The sequence below is a fragment of the Paenibacillus sp. FSL R7-0026 genome (genome assembly GCF_038004485.1).
Taxonomy (GTDB): domain Bacteria; phylum Bacillota; class Bacilli; order Paenibacillales; family Paenibacillaceae; genus Paenibacillus; species Paenibacillus xylanexedens_A.
This window is the reverse complement of sequence record NZ_JBBORG010000001.1, coordinates 2,086,429-2,104,411: the sequence shown is the minus strand read 5'-3', so window position 1 is coordinate 2,104,411 and position 17,983 is coordinate 2,086,429. Positions and strand designations below refer to the sequence as shown.

Here is a 17,983-nt window from a genome sequence, read left to right as displayed (position 1 = left end):
CTTCTGCTAATTATATATTTCCACGCACTACGTAGGTTGTAGCTTCGTCATACCCTCGCGTATTTGGTGCCTGGTAATTGGCTAATCTGCTTTTTTATGATTAAAGATAACAGAACTGAATGCAAATGTCCAAAATCCCAACCAAGCAGCTCAACCAGTTGATCCAATGATTGTTCTCCCTGTTCCAACAGATAAATTACGCGTTGTTCATCTGGAGAGAGCTTAACCTCAGCGAATATCCCTCGCTCGGAAGGCTCGGTTGTTTCGGTCGAACGTCCTCTATTGTAAGGAAGTTGTTCTGCATTTGGCAAGCCCAATCGATACTCTTCCAATACATCTGCTGCACATGTGACCAATTTGGCTCCTTGACGGATAAGATTGTGTGCTCCCCGACTTTTCGGCGATGTAATAGGTCCAGGGACTGCAAATACATCCCTGCCTGCTTCAAGCGCAGCATCTGCTGTAATGAGTGAACCACTGCGAATGTCAGCCTCAACAACCAATGTTCCCAGTGTCAGGCCAGCAATGATTCGATTCCGTTCCGGAAATAATCCTTGGCGCGCTCTCGTACCTGGTGGATATTCCGACAAAAGCAACCCCGTCTCCGCAACTCGCTCAGCAAGGCTTGTATTTTCGGGTGGGTATATATTATCAATCCCTGTTCCGAATACTGCAATCGTTTTTCCTTTAGCACGTAGTACTGCCTCATGACATACGCTATCAATACCGCGGGCAAGCCCGCTTACAATCGTCAGTCCTGCATTGCATAATTGCTCTGCCAGCTTTTCTCCAACTTTGCGTCCATACACGGTCGGCATACGAGTTCCCACCATGGCAATAGACGAATCGTGTAGCAAACTAACATCCCCTCGAGCATACATTACCCAGGGAGGCTGAACGGTTTCCTTCATTAATATGGGATAATTCTGATCCAGATAAGTAATAACCTCTATCCCCTGATTGTAAACGTGTTCTCTTTTACTCTCAATCCAGTCGATAGTAAATTGGCTAGTCAAACGTGCAGCTTGATCTTTGCGCAAGCCTGCTGCGACCCAGTCGCTTTCCCCATAATTCAATAGATCGGGTAATTCATGTTGTCCCAGAATCAGTTTCGAGATTGTTTTCTTGCCAATACCCTCCATCTCATGTAACCCAAACAAGATCCATCTTTCTTCCATACCATAAACCTCCCAAAGCGGGAAGAGATCTTCCCTCATATTGTGTGTTAAGTGACCACGGAATGCAAGCGTTTACGCAGATGAGGGACAATTCCTCCCCCTTTTCCCGTAAAAAAAACGCAAAAAAGCAACCCTTCGCCCTGTTTAAGGACAAAAGGTTGCTTACCTTTTCCGTAACCATAATAGTCGGTCTACCAGAAATAAATCATTTCCGAGCCGTTTCTTCTATTATAACGAAAAAGAATTAATGTGTCGTGCACAAATTCAAAATACCGCGTTCCTCAAGTACACTCACCAAAGTCGAACCCATCTCAGCAGGAGTTGGTGCTACTTTGATTCCACATGATTCCAGCTTCGCAATCTTCTCTTTGGCTGTACCTTTACCGCCAGAGATAATAGCGCCAGCATGGCCCATCCGTTTGCCTGGAGGCGCTGTTACGCCACCGATAAAGCCAACAACCGGTTTGGTCATGTTTTCACGTACCCAATCTGCAGCATCCTCTTCAGCTGTACCACCAATCTCACCAATCATGATGACCGCATGAGTCTGTGGATCTTCATTGAACCGTTTGAGGATATCAATGAACTCGGAGCCTTTTACAGGGTCTCCCCCGATTCCTACAGCAGAAGATTGTCCAATGCCACGTGTCGTCAGTTGATGAACGGCTTCATAGGTAAGTGTTCCACTACGGGAAACAACGCCTACGTGCCCTGCCATATGGATATAACCAGGCATGATACCGATTTTACATTCTCCTGGTGTAATGACACCTGGACAGTTTGGTCCGATCAGGACAGTATCTTTACCTTCCATAAAGCGGTCAACTTTGATCATGTCAAGAACCGGAATACCTTCTGTAATACAGATTACGAGGTCCAGCTCAGCATCAACAGCTTCCATAATGGAATCTGCTGCAAATGCAGGAGGAACGTAAATGACGCTCGCTGTTGCGCCTGTAGCTTCCTTCGCTTCCTGCACAGTGTTGAACACCGGCAGACTAGCTACTGTGCCGTCTTCCAACGTGATATCCACATTAGTTCCGCCTTTACCCGGTGTAACTCCGCCTACCATCTGGGTTCCGTAGTCCAATGCGCCCTTCGTGTGGAACATTCCCGTTGAACCCGTAATGCCTTGCGTAATGACTTTTGTATTTTTATCGATCAAAATACTCACGTTGCTTCACATCCTTACGGTTATTTTTCAATTCCCGGACAGCTCCGGTACTAAGGAATGAACTTATTTTACGAGGGCAACAATTTTCTGTGCACCATCGGCCATGGAATCAGCAGGAACGATATTCAGGCCAGATTCACCCAGAATACGTTTGCCAAGCTCCACGTTAGTTCCTTCAAGACGAACAACCAGCGGTTTGGTCAGGCCAAGCTGCTTCGCGGCTTCAACAACACCATTGGCGATAACATCACAGCGCATGATGCCACCGAAGATGTTAACAAAGATTCCAGCTACTTTGGCATCGGACAAGATGATCTTAAATGCTTCAGTCACCTTCTCCGTTGTCGCACCGCCCCCAACGTCAAGGAAGTTGGCCGGGTCTCCACCGTAGTATTTGATAATGTCCATCGTTGCCATCGCAAGTCCCGCACCATTGACCATACAGCCGATGTTGCCATCAAGTGCTATGTAGCTGAGGTCGTATTTGGAAGCTTCGATTTCTTTTTCATCCTCTTCATCCAAGTCACGCAGTTCCAAAATGTCTTTATGACGGAACAGGGCGTTGGAGTCAAAGTTTAATTTCGCATCTAGCGCGATAACGTTTCCATCTCCGGTAACAACGAGAGGATTGATCTCGGCAATAGAGCAATCTTTTTCGACAAATGCAGTGTACAGCGCCAGCATGAACTTAACAGCTTTGTTCACCAGTTCATTCGGAATCTTAATGCTGTAAGCCAGTTTACGGGCCTGGAACACTTGCAACCCAATGGCAGGGTCAATGATTTCTTTGAAAATTTTCTCAGGTGTAGCTTCAGCTACTTCTTCAATCTCAGTACCGCCTTCTTCGGAAGCCATCATAACTACACGGCCTGTGGCACGGTCCACAACAACACCCACATAATACTCTTTTCGGATATCGCATCCTTCTTCAATCAGAAGACGTTTCACTTCTTTACCTTCTGGTCCAGTCTGGTGTGTTACCAATACTTTGCCCAGAATTTCGGAAGCATAGGCACGAACTTCATCCGTACTCTTTGCCACTTTTACGCCGCCGGCTTTACCCCGGCCACCTGCGTGAATTTGCGCTTTAACAACAGTCACCGGACTGCCCAGTGCCTCTGCGGCCGCAACCGCTTCATCGACTGTATAAGCAACCTTTCCGTTTGGAACGGTAACTCCATACTGTTTCAGTACTTCTTTTCCTTGATATTCATGGATATTCATTCTCGAATCCTCCTATCAACATGACTGCAACAAGGCGGGTTGGTAGACTAACAAAAGACAAATGTTGACTATTTTCACTTAAACCCAATTCATTGTAACACGTTTTTAAAACGCTTTCCTTAAAAAATTAATGTTTAATAGACAGTATTTTGATATGAGTATGATCCCATATTGTGAATGCTTGGGTATATATGGAAAAAAACCTCAGCTAAAAGCTAAGGTCTCCTTGATGTAAAACTACATTTTATTTTTTGGCTGCGTTAGTGTTGGTTTCGTGAACTTTCTCCAGTAATCCTTTGAACTGACCCAGCAATGTTTCAAACTCTGTACTGTTCAAACACGCATCTCCCTGAATGGATTCAGGTATGGATAATGCCTTGTTCCGCAACTCACGGCCGGAGTCGGTTAATGTAATTAATACTTTTCGTTCATCCTGAGCCGAGCGTTCGCGATTAATAAGTCCTGCTGACTGCAAACGTTTGAGAAGTGGTGTCAACGTTCCCGAATCGAGATAGAGTGCCTCCCCGATCTCCTTAACCGTACATTCTTCACGTTCCCACAACACCATCAACACTAAATACTGGGAATACGTTACGCCAAGTACCTCCAGATAAGGCTGGTACATCTTCGTAATCTCACGTGAACAAGCATATATGGCAAAGCATAATTGGTTATCCAGCTTCAAACTGTCAGTCTGCATATGTCTTTCTCACCTGCCTATTGTGCAATCTATTCCTAATAATACAGGAACTATAGATCTATACTATCACAAAATAGAAAAAAAACAGAATAATTGAGCACAAATGATTTTACTATTCAATTTAATTATGATAAATTAGATTGTGTAAAATATAAATACAGGTAGATAATCAGCAGTTCATCCCCATGATTTAACAACAATAATAGATAAGTCCATCGAACAGATTCACGCACCATTTTCGCCAAAGCTATTTAATGATTTCCTTCCAGAAATAAAATTCAGGGATCAGGAAAGATGACTACAGCAATGATAATGACAGGTTGACTCCATGATTCCTTTTATATAAAATGCTAGTAGAAGCTGAGGAAGCACCTTAATTCGTAGACTGGCCCGTATTATGCGGAGTCAAGAATCGAGTGAGGTGTTTCTTTGTTATGTACGGAAAATTACACAGTGCGTGTTTGTACGGAATCGATGGTGTTCTGATCGAGGTGGAAACCGATTTATCCAATGGTCTGCCACAGACATCCATCATCGGTTTACCGGATTCAGCCATTCGTGAGGCCGTTGAACGTGTCCGTGCAGCGATTAAAAACTGCGGATATCAGTATCCTTTACAGCGGATCACAATCAATCTGGCCCCCGCTGATCTACGCAAGGAAGGATCTTCCTTTGATCTAGCCATCGCTATTGGTTTACTTATGACAAGCGGCCAGCTTGTACTTCCTCCCCGGGAACGAACACTAGTGGTTGGCGAACTGGCGTTGGACGGTTCGATCAGGTCCGTGCCGGGCATTTTATCCATGGTGGATCTGGCCAAACGACAAGGCTTTACTTCCGTGCTCCTGCCTTTGGATAACGTGGAGGAAGCGTCACTGATTCGAGGTATCCAGGTGTTTGGCATTCGTCATTTACAGGATATTGCTCCGAAAAATCCAGATCAACCCGCTAGTTCAGTGGGAATACCAAATAATACAAATGCAGGACCAGTCGTGTTGAAAAATTATGCTCACCTCGCTGCTCCTATAACCGATAAGACTCATAAGATGGCGGATAGGAAGCCGAGACAAACACTATTATTTGCAGATGACTATAGTGATGTTCTGGGGCAGCACCATGTAAAACGCGCGCTTATGATTGCTGCAGCTGGCATGCATAATATACTGCTCGTTGGACCGCCAGGCACGGGCAAAACGATGTTAATCAAACGTTTGCCTACCATCCTTCCACCTTTGTCAGAAGATGAAGCGTTAGAAGTAACCAAAGTATTAAGTGCCGCAGGCAAATTGAAAGAAGCGCCTCAAGGCCTGATTGCAGATAGACCTTTTCGCTCGCCTCACCATACAATATCCACCTCTGGTCTGATTGGAGGCGGTGGTATCCCAAAACCGGGTGAAGTGAGCCTTGCCCACCGTGGCATATTGTTTCTGGATGAATTACCTGAATTCCAGCGTCAAGTGCTGGAGGTATTAAGGCAGCCGTTAGAGGATCGCACAGTGACAATTAGTCGGGCACGGGCTGCATTCACCTTTCCGGCCCAGTTCATGCTTGCATGTTCCATGAATCCCTGTCCCTGCGGATATTTGTCCGCTCATTCGGAGGAGCAACGCTGCATATGTAGTCCAGCCCGTGTTGCCGCGTACCGAGCCAAAATTTCAGGACCACTGCTGGACCGCATTGATCTTCAGGTTGAGGTTCCTCCACCAGGCGAGTGGCGCAAGTCTGCTGCTTCCCCTTCCTCTGAAGAAATGCAGGCAAAAGTGATTCACGCTCATCAAATTCAGGCTACACGTTATGCCAAAAGTTCGGTTCGTTGGAATAGCCAGCTTTCGGGCACGCTTTTGCGACGAACGATCCATCTCCCCCAAGAGGCAGAGCAACTGTTAGAGCAAACGCTGCAAACGTTAAACCTGAGCATGCGTGCACATGATCGAATTATCAAGATGGCACAGACCATTGCCGATCTAGACCATGAAGGTGAAATTGTGACAGCTCATGTGGCTGAAGCCATCCAGTATCGTCAATTGGATCTTAATTTATTTTGAAGCTATTTTAGAAGCATATGGAGGAAAGAACAGGCCGATTTACCCAAAGGCAGTGAAATGGGCATGAAACTGCAGACAGCAGAGGAAGATCGAGAAGGATTTCTTATGCAGTTTCTACAATGCGGATACGCCAACATGACAAAAAACGTACAAGCCCTTCTCTTCTGTGAAGAAAGGTACTTGTACGTGGATCTCCCTGAAACATAAGGGATCGTATATAGCTAAGGTCTACAATAATATATTATTCAAAAAGAGTGAGTTTGTCCTTGGCTGGTGTGCGTTCTTTGGCAGAAGGAATAACATCAGGGTATCCCATATAAATCATACCTACAATCTTCTCTCCCGCCTCTATTCCAAGCGGTTTGCGGAATTTGGGAGCGTACAAAAATGGCTTGGTCACCCAGAACGTTCCAATGTCTTCACTCCAGGCTGCAAGCATAAAGTTCTGAACCAATGCACTGACCGCAGCGAAGTCTTCGTCCCAGATATTCTGTCTTGGATCTTCTTCCAGCACAACAAGCATAACGGATGGAACTTGCATAATATTGGCTGAGAATTTGTTGTCTTCTCCCATTTCTGCATCAATAGCCTCAGCCAGTTTCTTCCGTCCATTTCCGGTAAACAACAAAAATCTCCAAGGTTCACGCAGTTTATGGTTAGGAGCCCAGACTGCGGTGTCCAGCAATTCTATAATCTGCTGTGTTGGAACAGCTTCTTTTTTAAATTTTTTCACCGTACGACGGTTTTGAATCGCATTTCTGACTTCATTTGTTGTTTTCGTAGTTTTACTCATCGACCGTACCTCCTGTTTATAAAATCATTTGCAACCGCAATAGTGATTCGCGGCTTTGTACATTCAATATAATTTCTTTATGACATAAAAAAATACCAGTTTACCTTCTTGATTATACACCCATCTGATCACGAGATTCAAAGGGGCGGCAGAGGTCATTTACCGTTAAGGTCATTACGAACAGAAAAGACGACTCTGAATCTTGATTCACCACGAGGGATCATCAAGTCAGAACCGTCTTTTATTCTCAATTTATTCATTCACATATCATATCAACGAGTAATCAATCGTCGTAACTCGCCCCTTCAAACGCGCCATTCCCTTCAAATGTGCCATTAACAAAATCCATTTTGTTGTACTTCTCCTGGTTACCTGCAATATCTGTACTATAGTACTCTACCACCTTGACATCAGGGGCATAAAACTTGACGGGTCCTTCATAGTTTTTCCATTCTCCCCCATTGATTCGATATTGCGTTGTTTTTACGCCCGAACCTTTGACTTCGTCTGTTGCCTGAAGTCTGAATGTAAATCCTTTGATGTATATTTTCCCGTTCATAGTATCTGTAATAGGAACTAATCTGTACTTGGTTACTGGAGGTGTAATATCTGCATCTTTCTTAAGTACGATATTAAACGTATTATGATCTCCTTTTACAAGAGTAACGCTCAGGCTCGTTTTTAGATATCCTGCTGCTTCTCCAGTTATCGTTCTAGCCCCTGTTGGCACGCGCTTTATTAAATAGTTGCCTTGAGCATCTGTTGTTGCCGAACCTCCAGCATTAACTTTAGCCCCACTTACTGGATTGCCCGACTCATCTACAACTTTTCCCCGCACGTGTGCCGCCTCTGCCAAAACAACATCCACTCTCAAAGTTCCTCCCTCCCGGACACTCAAGCGATCCTGTTCATATAACATATAATCATCGGCATCTACCCATATTGCAGTGTTTGGATTATAGGCGTAATCAATTCCTGTAACCACATATCGACCTTGCTGATCAGATTTCACTATACGATCAAAGATACTTGATACTTTTATACGAGCATCTGGAACAGGTCTGCCTGCCTGATCTTTGACTGTTCCCACAATCGTGGAAGGTTCATAAATACGAAAATCTAGCTGTATTTGTTCTCCACCGGACAATCCGTAGGAGCCATAGTGTCTGTACGTCACATAACCCTCTGCTTCAACTACAAAAGTAATTTCCGTATTGTCTTCAACGGACTCTATAATACGATACCGCCCATTCCCATCCGTCTTCACGCTTTTCTCTGACGTATCCCCACGATAATTAAGCCAATACTTGACAGTAGCGTCCTTGACAGGTAATCCCTGACGATCAATAACTTTACCTGATACAGTTGCCTGGCTAGATGGATCGGCTGCATAAGAAACTCCGGAATACATAATTCCAAACAAAATGAAACATAAAGATAGTGTACTTAGTCGAACTATCCATTTGATACTTGTCTGCATCTTCTCACTACACCTCACCATTTATTTTATTGATCAAACATTCCTCTTTAACCTCTTAAATTAACTGACCATAAGTTCAAGCTTCCAGAATTCTCCGTCCCAAACATATTGCCAAATCCCCTGTCCACCGTTCATGGTCTCGCTGATATCCAGCACTTCCATCCGAGGGCACTCCCATACTTGTTTTACTGTGTTGTTCGAAGTATTCTGAAGCTCTTTCATACATCCCACCAACCTCTCTTTAAATTTCAACTTTCTTAGTTTATTACAAATGATACATTTTGTATCTATAAATTTATGAAATACACTGATTTTATTATCAATGCTCTATCCTCTGTTTGGTGATTTCATAGTTAAAACAAAAAAAGCCGCAGCTCCTGTATGAAGAGGAACTACGACTTTATTATATTAACTAATTTCAAAACTAAAACAAATGAAAAGATAAGACATAATTAAACTTGTACTTCGAAATAACTGACCAACCCACATTAAAAAGATACATTTCGTATCAATAAATACAGCAATAACTTTTTAGTGTAATTCTTAAAAAGCATTAACAATATGATTCACAGAGACAGTCTCTCCTGCTTGATCAAGCATTACGGCAATTACATCAAAACGGATCTGAAGTTCCGTCTCTCCCTTCATTTGCAAATACACGGATGCGGTTGAACGCACCTGCTGCATTTTACGCATATCAACCGATTCCTGAGGTGTACCGTACTGAGTGGCTCCACTTCTGCTCCTTACTTCTACAAAGACAATCAGGCCCTCGTAGGAAGCAATGATGTCAATCTCACCGCTACGGCAACGCCAGTTCTGTCTAATGATTCGATAATTGTGCTCTCGCAGCCATTGACAGGCAGCCTCTTCACCTAATCGACCCTTCTGCTGTCGTGTGAGCTTCAGATCCGGCCCCCGGCCCAATCTACGTTCTACCATGACTCATGTTCCTCACGTCCTGAGGCCATTCGATCTGCACGGTAGACATACGTTAGCACCTCCGCGACCAGTTGATACAGTTCAGCTGGAATCTGTTCATCCAGATCCAACTTGGAGAGCACCTCCACAAGTGCTGCATCCTCCTGAACAGCCACACCGTTTTCTCTGGCTTTATCCAAAATGGCTTCTGCCACTTTGCCGCGCCCCTTGGCTACAACAACAGGCGCTTCGCTCTCTCCAGGGACATATTTTAGGGCAACCGCCTTTTTGGAGAGCAGGTCCGGTTGTGACGACTCGTCTTTCATACCTTCAAGTCCACCCCTTTGTATCGTTCAGGACTATAGTCCGAGGCCCTCGTTTTTCGTTCCGCGCCCGGCTCCTGGCCCGCAGGCCATGGTTCCGCCTTGAAGGTCAGCAATTGATAACCCAACTTGTCCAATGCCTGATGGATTACCTCTCGTCCGCTCTCCAGAAGCGGCCCCATCCCTTCGCGATCATTTAATACACGCAGACTGACAATGTTATTAACCACATGGACATCTACCAGAGTAGGCCCAAGACTTTTCATGTCCAGATCGAACCATAGACGGCAGTTGGACGCATCCAGCTCTCCACGAGGTCCACGACGTGATTGAATCTGAACAGACGCCGTTTCTTCCCCGTCCGGTCCAGTGATCGGAATAAACCAGTGCATCTGTGCAAAGGTAGCACTGCGATCTGTTGTTAGCAATAACTGCTGACCTGTCAGATATTGCACGGCCTGTCCGGCGGCATCCTTAAGCGCCGCCGGTGCACCTTCGCTGCTGGCAAGCTGCAGCAGCAAGCCCTTCAGCGTGTCCGCATTTGCCGGACTCGCCGCATCCCCCACGCGCGGCTGCGCTGCCGCGCCGTGAACGGCCTGCTGCTCGTGCTCCGCACCGAGCAGCTTCAGCACGCGCCCCACCCACGGGTCCCCCTCGTGGGTGACAGGCGCGTGCACTGCCGCAGCTCCCGCAGGTGCTGCGGCACTACCGCCAGCCGGCGGCGCATCAGCGCCGGCTGGCAACGGCTGCGGCACGCCTCCGGCAGCCGCAGCCGCCTGGCCGCCCTGCGATGCAGGGGCGGCCTGTGCTGCCGCACCAGGCTGTGCCGGTGCGGCAGTGGACGCGCTGCGCAGGGCGTCCAGCAGCGCCAGCAGCTTGGGCGCCAGCTGCGCTGCCGTAGGCGCTGCTGGCGCCGCCTGGCCTGCTGCGGACGGCGTCCCCGCAGCAGCAGGCGTTTCAGCGCGGCCGTCAGTCCGCCCGGCCGCGCCTGTTTCAGGCTGGCCTGCACTTGCACGGCCAGCCACAGATTCAGCTGCCGCCCCCGGTGTACCCGGGCGGCTTCCAGCTTGCCCCGCGTCAGCCCCGCGCGGGCTCTCTCCAGGTATTCCGGTTCCAGACGGAATACCTGCGCCCCCTTTGCCAGCCGTTTCAACGTTGCTGGCAACTGCCTTGGCCCCGGCTTCAGCATTTCCTGTGCCTCCGCCGGTCTGCACATTTCCTTTCACCGCAGTACCTGCATCCTCTGTCCCGCCATCCGTCATGGATATAGATCCTGCCAACGCCGCTTGTCCTTGTTGCGTTGACAGAGCAGGTGTTCCGGTTCCAGTAACCTGACGACCATTGACTGATGCACCCAATCCTTCTTCCGTCTGTGAAGCATTCGGTACAACAGGTGCACCAGCCATGACTGCTGGTTTCAACGTTGCAGATTGTTCTCCAGGCAATACCGGTTTACCTGTTGTTTGAGTAAGCATCGTTTCCAACTGGTCAGCCAACCCACTTAACAACTGGTGCAGAGGGGGGCCAAACACCGTCTGGTGTAATCCTTTTACCGTTTCCGCCGTAACCGGAAGGCCACGCTGAAAAGCAATCCCTGTCGCCTGCACCCATTCTTCCACAGGTACCTGTGCGGGTTTGGCAGTCATCATATTTTGGACCATAGCCACATTATCCTTCGTTAGCGGCAATCCGCTACGCTGCATGGCAAGTAACAGTTCCCGGTTCCCTTTTGTATCCGGCAGTCCTACATCCTTAAGCAGGTTGTTCAGCGAAGCTTGTGGCAGCTCAGCAAGTGTACCCGTCATAGGTTTCATTACCGTTATGCCATTTTCACCTGGAGGCTGCACTTGAAGCAACGTGGTCTCACCCGGACGGAGTGGAGTCTCCAACTTGGCGCGCACTTGCACACCTTGAATCTGCAGAACTGCTTCTCCCCCATCATCGGATACACTAACGACGGAGCCACGAACCACCTGACCTTCCTTTAATTCAAGCGGTTTGGCATTGCCGGGCTTACTGTCTCCCATTAACCCCTTTATCATGGAACCAATATTCAAATCTCTCCCCCTCCTTTCTTCAAACCTATGTTAAAACAAAGATTGCTGCTCTCCAAGCAGGTTGCCCAGAAAACTGCGCCGATGCATCGGGGTTGCCCCCAATGCCATAATTTGCTCCCGATGAACTTTTGTTGCATATCCTTTATGTATCGACAAACCATATTCCGGATATAACGTATCCCATTCTTCCTTACACAGCCGATCTCGCGTTACCTTGGCAATAATAGATGCCGCTGCGATCGATTGACTATTAGCATCACCTTTAATAATGGACAGTTGAGGTACATTCACATCCACCTTCTCGGCATCCACCAGCATATAATCAGGAGTTTCTCCCAATGCTTCAACCGCACGTTTCATCGCAAGTCTCGCAGCCTGTTTGATGTTAAGCCGATCAATTGTCTCTGCATCCGCGTACCCGATACCTACGGCCAGCGCTTTTTCCATAATGACGTCATATAATGCATCTCGTTTTTTCTCCGTTAATTTCTTGGAGTCATTCACACCTTCCAGGATGAGATCCTTCGGTAAAATAACCGCCGCTGCAACAACATCCCCAAACAAACAGCCCCGTCCTACCTCATCAATGCCAGCAATACGTTCAAATCCACTGTCCCAATACTCCCGCTCGTAGAGCAACAGGTCTCGAGGTTCACTGGCTTCTTTTTTCTTCTTTGGTCCAATCGGGGTATCCAGTAGATTCAACCCGATCTCTTCATTATTTTCAAACATAATACTCATCTCCTCTACCCACGCTTTTTCAGCATGCGTATCACTTACAACCTTTTTATAATATAGACGTAGATCCTCTGTCTTTTGTTCTGTACAACCTGTCACTCTCAACAAAACTTTTCCTTGAGATTTACAATATAAAGATAGTGATGTCTTCATTTATCGGTATTTGATGGTTTAAATTGAATATATCAGACCTCGTCTAATTTAAATTGCACCACCATTCATCATAGCACGATTTAGATACACCTGATATATAGGTCAGCCAATTCCATAAAGCGTACTGTTCTTCAAACCTCTTCCATTTTATCGTTTTCGACGTATGTTCCAGCTCTACTTCCGCGTTTGTATACACAAAAAACGACCGCTCCCGGTAATCCGGTAACGGCCGCTTCTTTCGGCACTTATATATATGAAATGAACAGATAAAGATAATGATCTCCATCGTGTAGAGTCCACATTTTTAATAGGGAGCTTCCATAGAGAAACGTCCCATTTTACCCGCTCGCAGTTCACGCAGAAATGCTCGTGATGCCTTTTCCAGATCAATGCGTCCACCGCTTACAATGCAACCACGTATACGGCCGACCTGCTCCATAATCGCAATAACACTGTCTGAATCATCTGCATCCTTGGAGAACTCCTGAAGTCCGTATCTCTCTTCCAAAGCGTCCCAGTAATAACGCATCAGGTAACTGATTCCAAAAAAAGCGATATCCTCTGCATTCAGAATTTCCTCTTTGATTGCACCTGTTACGGCAAGACGATAACCTACGTTTTGATCTTCGAACTTAGGCCAAAGAATACCCGGAGTATCCAATAACTCCATTTCTTTGCCTACCTTGATCCACTGTTGCCCCTTCGTCACACCAGGACGATCTCCTGTTAACGCAATACTCCGTCCAGCAAGTCGGTTAATCAGTGTTGATTTACCTACATTGGGAATCCCTACGATCAACCCGCGAACCGCACGAGGATTAATCCCTTTAGCAATTTGACGGTCAATTTTTTCTTTAAGAAGAAGCTTGGCCTGCACGGGAATATCTTTAACATTGGTTCCCGTCGAAGCATCTACAGGAAAAGCGGTAATTCCTTCTTTTTTGAAATATTCAATCCATTCTTGCGTCACTTTTGCATCTGCCAAATCCGATTTGTTCAACAAAATCATCCGGGGTTTATCCAGCAATATTTCGTCAATCATTGGATTACGGCTGGAGACAGGCAGACGGGCATCCAATAGTTCGATGACCACGTCGATGAGCTTTAACTTATCCTGAATCTGGCGTCTGGCTCGAGTCATATGACCTGGAAACCATTGTATCGTCAACTTGTCTTCACCTCATTATTTACTTCAATTTCAGTGGTTGATCCACTTAATCTCACCGATCGGCCAGAAAATCACATCTGCACGACCAATAATATCTTTTAACGAAACATAACCGATCATACGGCTGTCTGTACTATTTGGACGGTTATCTCCCATTACAAACACATGACCTGCCGGCACTTTGCCATCAGGGAACTGTTCATTCGGGAAATCCTTCACGTTATAGGTTCCACCATTTGCTTCAGCTGCATCAATGGCTCCTTGAATATACGTTTCATCAACCTTTTTACCGTTAACCATCACGGTATCGTCCTGAACCTCAACTGTATCACCTTCTACAGCAATAACACGTTTAATGAAATCTCGACCTTCGGATGGTACGTGGAAGACGATAACTTCACCGCGCTTCGGTTCTCTGATATCATATAAGATCTCGTTGACGATCACACGTTCACCCGTTTCAAAGTTCGGCTGCATGGACGGACCGTCCACAACAAACGGTTTGAAGAGCAACCACCGAATCAGAATGACGAGAACTAATGCGATAACAATGGCTTTAAGCCATTCAACAATTTCATTTTTGGCTTTTTTGGATCGACTGTCTTTCTCTTCGGCAGGATTGCCCCGGTCATGTTGAACTTCTTGTTCCATTCAAGATCTTCCTCTCTTCACAGTACATGTTTATAGCAGTACACACATCCAGCATTCTGTATCGTTCCAGTAACTCAATGGATGGATACAAAACATTCACATCAGTTATGTAATCTTACACCAAGCATTACAGTACATTTAATCCACAATTCAAATGCCTTCAAGAGGTTGTTCAAAAAGTCGGTACTGAAACCGGTCTTTTGAACACGCACTTCAATAACTGATTTTACAAGCCTCCCGGACTATTCACCGCATGTGTTGCCATACCATTTTACTCGGAAGTGTACCTCCGGTTCAACTTTTCCCGGACAAAAACGAAAAGGGCTTGTCTCCAAGCCCTTCCCGGTATCCGTTATATTAACGAATTTCTTTAATTCTCGCTGCTTTACCGCGTAGTTCACGAAGATAATAAAGCTTCGCACGACGAACTTTACCACGGCGAGCCACTTCGATTCTATCGATTTTAGGGGAATGAAGCGGGAAAGCTCTTTCCACACCTACACCGTAAGAAATTTTACGAACTGTAAAAGTCTCACTGATTCCACCACCACGGCGTTTAATCACAACACCTTCGAACAATTGGATACGCTCACGAGTTCCCTCGATTACCTTAACGTGCACTTTCAAAGTGTCACCAGGACGAAAACTCGGAATATCCTTACGAAGTTGTTCTTGTGTAATCGCTTGAACGATATTCATCTATGACTCCCTCCTTCCGTACAGGCGTTCATACTTCTTCCAGAGATCACCTTGTCTCCTTCATTATCCATAGAGGACCGCCGTATTCCACATAACAGACTTATTGTATCACGCAGCATATCAAAACACAAGAGAAATTAAACAAATGCCTATTGATCATCAGCATCGCTGATACTCATCCATCACATGTTGACTTCATTCTAAAATACATTCTCTCATATGGACCGTGAATCAACGCTCTCATCTGCAAGTCAACCTGATACAGGAAAAAATACTGTAACTTCCGATGTAGTAATATCGTCTATGATATAACTTATTGACCACTTTAAAAGGAGAATCCCAAGACTCATGAAATATTGGAAAAAGATCACACTTGCCCTACTCGCCATGCTCATATGCTCCATTACATTGTATGCATATGCCGTAACTCATCCAACGAATGCAATGTCACACAAAGCCTGTACATCCTGGGACATAGTCAAACGCAAAGCATTCGAGCTGTCACACACTGACTTCTCTAACCAATCTGCGCTGGATCGTTCTACCTTCAAGATCGAACAAGGTACTGCTACAGAAGTTCCTGTGCTGATGTATCATTACATAGAGCCCAAACTGAATAATCACGAGACAGATAATAAATCCATCATTAATCTGGAGGATTTTGAGCAAAATATGAAATACCTGCATGATGAAGGCTACCAAACGATTACACTGGATCAGCTTGAACAATATGTTAACGGGAAGTTATCTTTACCGCAAAAGTCCATTGTAATTACCTTTGATGATGGATACCAGAACAATTATACTTTAGCTTACCCTGTGCTTCAGAAATATAATTTTCATGCCTCGCTGTTTGTCATAGGCAGTAAGATTCAGGATCAACCTTCGGTATTTGAGCCCGCCATCAACAGTTTCATCTCCAAGCCAGAGATGCAGGCAGCAAACGACGTATTTGAGTTTAACAGCCATACCTATAACCTGCATCATAAGGGATTTATGCGCTGTGGGAACAGCGTACCTGTCGGTCTGGACACCAGCCTTCTGGATGATGATATCCAGCAAATGAAGGAAACCGGAATAGACACACCTTATTTGGCCTATCCTTTTGGTTATACCAGTACACAGATGATCTACAAGTTACAGCAACATGGATATCGCATGGCCTTTACCATAAAGTCTGGATTTGTGCATCCAGGAGATCACCCCATGAAGCTGCCTCGCTTGACGGTCACGACAGGTACTGATTTGGCGACCTTGCTTCAACCCGAATCCAGTCCACAGAACGAATCATCTGCATCGGAGAATGACCAGTGAAACCTAGATTTTAACTTCACCGCCTGGATACAGAGTCGAGCTATACAGCCTTTTGAGCTGTGGCTTGGCTCTTTTTGCATCGGTAAGTGATAATGTCATCGGAGAGCTGGAATAAATCACTGCTTCCTCTGCGTCATAGATGATGATCTGTTCTTTCCCCGTCTGAACCAGGTCTGCATGCACCGCATATCCCTCTTTTGGGAATTCAGTAACCGTATTCATATTTCCATCTACCAAAGAAGGCAACACGCCTCCACCTCGGCGATACGCCAGAATATAATCGAGTCCACCTTCATCCCAGTTACATACAGGCTCTATAATGGTTAACCAGCCACGAGTCGTGCGGTTTTCTTTCCATATTTCCTTCCCAGCGCTATCCAGCATGAACATTCCATCCTTACCACGCTCATCCCCTCGGACAATCCGGTCCAGGCCTGCAATCTGTAAACCTTCCATTCCAGTACAAAAATGACCCAATGCAATATGCTGTGATTCAATCGAATCTTCATAACGCCACTTCTCATTACCATAGCGGTCCATCATGACCGTGACACTGCCACCGATAACAACCTCAACTTGCCCATCACCGTCAACGTCGCCAAACCATATACAGTCGGCATGATCCTCGAGATTATGACAAGACCATAACAACGTCCCATCATGATCCAGCATGTCATATCCGGCCATCACTTCATCTTTCCCATCTCCATCGATATCATATACCCATGGAAAATGTCCTGGGTTCCCTTCATGCTTCCATAACAAATTAAAATCATGGTCAAGTGCCCATAACGTCTTATAGCGGTCTTTCAGAATAATGTCCATTCTCTGCTGGTTACCAGTCAGGTTGGCGAGAATAATGCAGTCATGTGCTTCATCACCTGGCAGATCACGTGTTTCTTTGATCTCTCCGGTCCGGCCATCCAACACGAGAAATTGTTTGTCCATGACACACAATACTTCATTATTTCCATCTCCATCCCAATCTGCGATCTGAGCGGGATAGTCTGAACCCGGACCACCTGCATCGGGATCAGGAGTTCCAATTTGCCATAGTAATGTTCCTTCCAGATCAAACGCAGTCAAACAACATACCTGATGCGGGACATACCGATCGTCTATACCCCCATCTGCCTGTACCAGCAACATTTCAAGTCTGCCATCCCCGTTTAGATCTCCCAAAAGCATTTTGCAGCGTTCTCCAGCTTGGCTAATATCTACTCTAGCGATTTCATAAGGCTGATGATTCATAACCTTCCTCCTCAGCTATCTTTATTATTCAATTCCAGCTGAGTTCACCATAAAGAAAACCCCTGTTTTTTACAACCCTATTATGTGCTCATGCAAAAATGTTCAAAGCTGCAA

17 protein-coding genes are annotated in these 17,983 nt (G+C 45.9%); 2 read left to right on the top strand and 15 right to left on the bottom strand.

Annotated elements, in window-relative coordinates; genetic code table 11:
• Positions 1-47: 47 nt before the first annotated feature.
• The 4 genes from dprA to MKY44_RS09630 all read right to left on the bottom strand — a co-directional run bounded on the left by dprA (position 48) and on the right by MKY44_RS09630 (position 4,276).
• On the bottom strand, positions 48-1,178 hold the full coding sequence (gene dprA / locus MKY44_RS09645) for a DNA-processing protein DprA (RefSeq protein WP_341006905.1): 1,131 nt from the start codon (positions 1,176-1,178) through the stop codon (positions 48-50).
• Positions 1,179-1,422: 244 nt separating this feature from the next.
• Positions 1,423-2,352 (bottom strand): succinate--CoA ligase subunit alpha, encoded by a 930-nt coding sequence (gene sucD / locus MKY44_RS09640; protein ID WP_074094556.1) that lies wholly within the window; start codon positions 2,350-2,352, stop codon positions 1,423-1,425.
• Between the two features lie 63 nt (positions 2,353-2,415).
• The gene (gene sucC / locus MKY44_RS09635) at positions 2,416-3,576 is read right to left on the bottom strand and encodes an ADP-forming succinate--CoA ligase subunit beta (protein ID WP_036609384.1); all 1,161 of its coding nucleotides are present in this window, start codon (positions 3,574-3,576) and stop codon (positions 2,416-2,418) included.
• Positions 3,577-3,820: 244 nt separating this feature from the next.
• Positions 3,821-4,276: a MarR family winged helix-turn-helix transcriptional regulator gene (locus MKY44_RS09630; RefSeq protein ID WP_036609387.1), complete on the bottom strand. Its 456-nt coding sequence runs from the start codon at positions 4,274-4,276 to the stop codon at positions 3,821-3,823.
• Between the two features lie 434 nt (positions 4,277-4,710).
• On the opposite strand from MKY44_RS09630, the gene MKY44_RS09625 reads away from it, so the two are divergent.
• Entirely contained in the window at positions 4,711-6,321 is a 1,611-nt protein-coding gene (locus MKY44_RS09625; RefSeq protein ID WP_341006904.1) for a YifB family Mg chelatase-like AAA ATPase, read from the top strand.
• Between the two features lie 241 nt (positions 6,322-6,562).
• Here MKY44_RS09625 and MKY44_RS09620 read toward each other — a convergent pair whose 3' ends face one another.
• The 10 genes from MKY44_RS09620 to rplS form a co-directional block, all read right to left on the bottom strand.
• On the bottom strand, positions 6,563-7,114 hold the full coding sequence (locus MKY44_RS09620; RefSeq protein ID WP_341006903.1) for a nitroreductase family protein: 552 nt from the start codon (positions 7,112-7,114) through the stop codon (positions 6,563-6,565).
• 283 nt (positions 7,115-7,397) lie between these two features.
• A complete protein-coding gene (locus MKY44_RS09615) occupies positions 7,398-8,594 on the bottom strand; it encodes a carboxypeptidase-like regulatory domain-containing protein (protein WP_341006902.1) in 1,197 nt (398 codons plus the stop codon).
• Positions 8,595-8,654: 60 nt separating this feature from the next.
• Positions 8,655-8,816, bottom strand: coding sequence for a paeninodin family lasso peptide (locus tag MKY44_RS09610; protein ID WP_139331839.1), 162 nt, complete (start codon positions 8,814-8,816; stop codon positions 8,655-8,657).
• 321 nt (positions 8,817-9,137) lie between these two features.
• The gene (locus MKY44_RS09605) at positions 9,138-9,536 is read right to left on the bottom strand and encodes a YraN family protein (RefSeq protein WP_341006901.1); all 399 of its coding nucleotides are present in this window, start codon (positions 9,534-9,536) and stop codon (positions 9,138-9,140) included.
• Complete coding sequence (locus MKY44_RS09600; RefSeq protein ID WP_315936340.1) at positions 9,530-9,841, bottom strand: EscU/YscU/HrcU family type III secretion system export apparatus switch protein; 312 nt, start codon at positions 9,839-9,841, stop codon at positions 9,530-9,532. Before MKY44_RS09600 ends, MKY44_RS09605 begins: the two co-directional genes overlap by 7 nt.
• Positions 9,838-11,895, bottom strand: coding sequence for a DNA ligase (locus MKY44_RS09595; protein ID WP_341006900.1), 2,058 nt, complete (start codon positions 11,893-11,895; stop codon positions 9,838-9,840). The genes MKY44_RS09600 and MKY44_RS09595 overlap by 4 nt, the downstream gene beginning before the upstream one ends.
• Before the next feature lie 30 nt (positions 11,896-11,925).
• Positions 11,926-12,627 carry a ribonuclease HII gene (locus MKY44_RS09590; RefSeq protein ID WP_341006899.1) on the bottom strand — a complete coding sequence of 234 codons (702 nt, stop codon included), beginning with the start codon at positions 12,625-12,627 and terminating at the stop codon, positions 11,926-11,928.
• A gap of 463 nt (positions 12,628-13,090) precedes the next feature.
• Positions 13,091-13,954, bottom strand: coding sequence for a ribosome biogenesis GTPase YlqF (gene ylqF, locus MKY44_RS09585; protein ID WP_017689210.1), 864 nt, complete (start codon positions 13,952-13,954; stop codon positions 13,091-13,093).
• A 30-nt stretch (positions 13,955-13,984) separates the two neighbouring features.
• Complete coding sequence (gene lepB, locus MKY44_RS09580; RefSeq protein ID WP_036609449.1) at positions 13,985-14,605, bottom strand: signal peptidase I; 621 nt, start codon at positions 14,603-14,605, stop codon at positions 13,985-13,987.
• A 357-nt stretch (positions 14,606-14,962) separates the two neighbouring features.
• On the bottom strand, positions 14,963-15,304 hold the full coding sequence (gene rplS, locus MKY44_RS09575; RefSeq protein WP_024630190.1) for a 50S ribosomal protein L19: 342 nt from the start codon (positions 15,302-15,304) through the stop codon (positions 14,963-14,965).
• A gap of 348 nt (positions 15,305-15,652) precedes the next feature.
• Here rplS and MKY44_RS09570 point away from each other — a divergent pair, with 348 nt between their 5' ends.
• Positions 15,653-16,618: a polysaccharide deacetylase family protein gene (locus MKY44_RS09570; protein ID WP_341006898.1), complete on the top strand. Its 966-nt coding sequence runs from the start codon at positions 15,653-15,655 to the stop codon at positions 16,616-16,618.
• Positions 16,619-16,621: 3 nt separating this feature from the next.
• On the opposite strand, the gene MKY44_RS09565 is transcribed toward MKY44_RS09570, so the two are convergent.
• Complete coding sequence (locus MKY44_RS09565) at positions 16,622-17,869, bottom strand: hypothetical protein (RefSeq protein ID WP_341006897.1); 1,248 nt, start codon at positions 17,867-17,869, stop codon at positions 16,622-16,624.
• Between the last annotated feature and the right edge of the window lie 114 nt (positions 17,870-17,983).

Coding starts and splice junctions, on each gene's coding strand:
- dprA (WP_341006905.1), bottom strand. CDS start 1,178: ATGGAAGAAAGATGGATCTTGTTTGGGTTACATGAGATGGAGGGTATT.
- sucC (WP_036609384.1), bottom strand. CDS start 3,576: ATGAATATCCATGAATATCAAGGAAAAGAAGTACTGAAACAGTATGGA.
- MKY44_RS09630 (WP_036609387.1), bottom strand. CDS start 4,276: ATGCAGACTGACAGTTTGAAGCTGGATAACCAATTATGCTTTGCCATA.
- MKY44_RS09625 (WP_341006904.1), top strand. CDS start 4,711: ATGTACGGAAAATTACACAGTGCGTGTTTGTACGGAATCGATGGTGTT.
- MKY44_RS09620 (WP_341006903.1), bottom strand. CDS start 7,114: ATGAGTAAAACTACGAAAACAACAAATGAAGTCAGAAATGCGATTCAA.
- MKY44_RS09615 (WP_341006902.1), bottom strand. CDS start 8,594: ATGCAGACAAGTATCAAATGGATAGTTCGACTAAGTACACTATCTTTA.
- MKY44_RS09610 (WP_139331839.1), bottom strand. CDS start 8,816: ATGAAAGAGCTTCAGAATACTTCGAACAACACAGTAAAACAAGTATGG.
- MKY44_RS09605 (WP_341006901.1), bottom strand. CDS start 9,536: ATGGTAGAACGTAGATTGGGCCGGGGGCCGGATCTGAAGCTCACACGA.
- MKY44_RS09600 (WP_315936340.1), bottom strand. CDS start 9,841: ATGAAAGACGAGTCGTCACAACCGGACCTGCTCTCCAAAAAGGCGGTT.
- MKY44_RS09590 (WP_341006899.1), bottom strand. CDS start 12,627: ATGTTTGAAAATAATGAAGAGATCGGGTTGAATCTACTGGATACCCCG.
- lepB (WP_036609449.1), bottom strand. CDS start 14,605: ATGGAACAAGAAGTTCAACATGACCGGGGCAATCCTGCCGAAGAGAAA.
- rplS (WP_024630190.1), bottom strand. CDS start 15,304: ATGAATATCGTTCAAGCGATTACACAAGAACAACTTCGTAAGGATATT.
- MKY44_RS09570 (WP_341006898.1), top strand. CDS start 15,653: ATGAAATATTGGAAAAAGATCACACTTGCCCTACTCGCCATGCTCATA.
- MKY44_RS09565 (WP_341006897.1), bottom strand. CDS start 17,869: ATGAATCATCAGCCTTATGAAATCGCTAGAGTAGATATTAGCCAAGCT.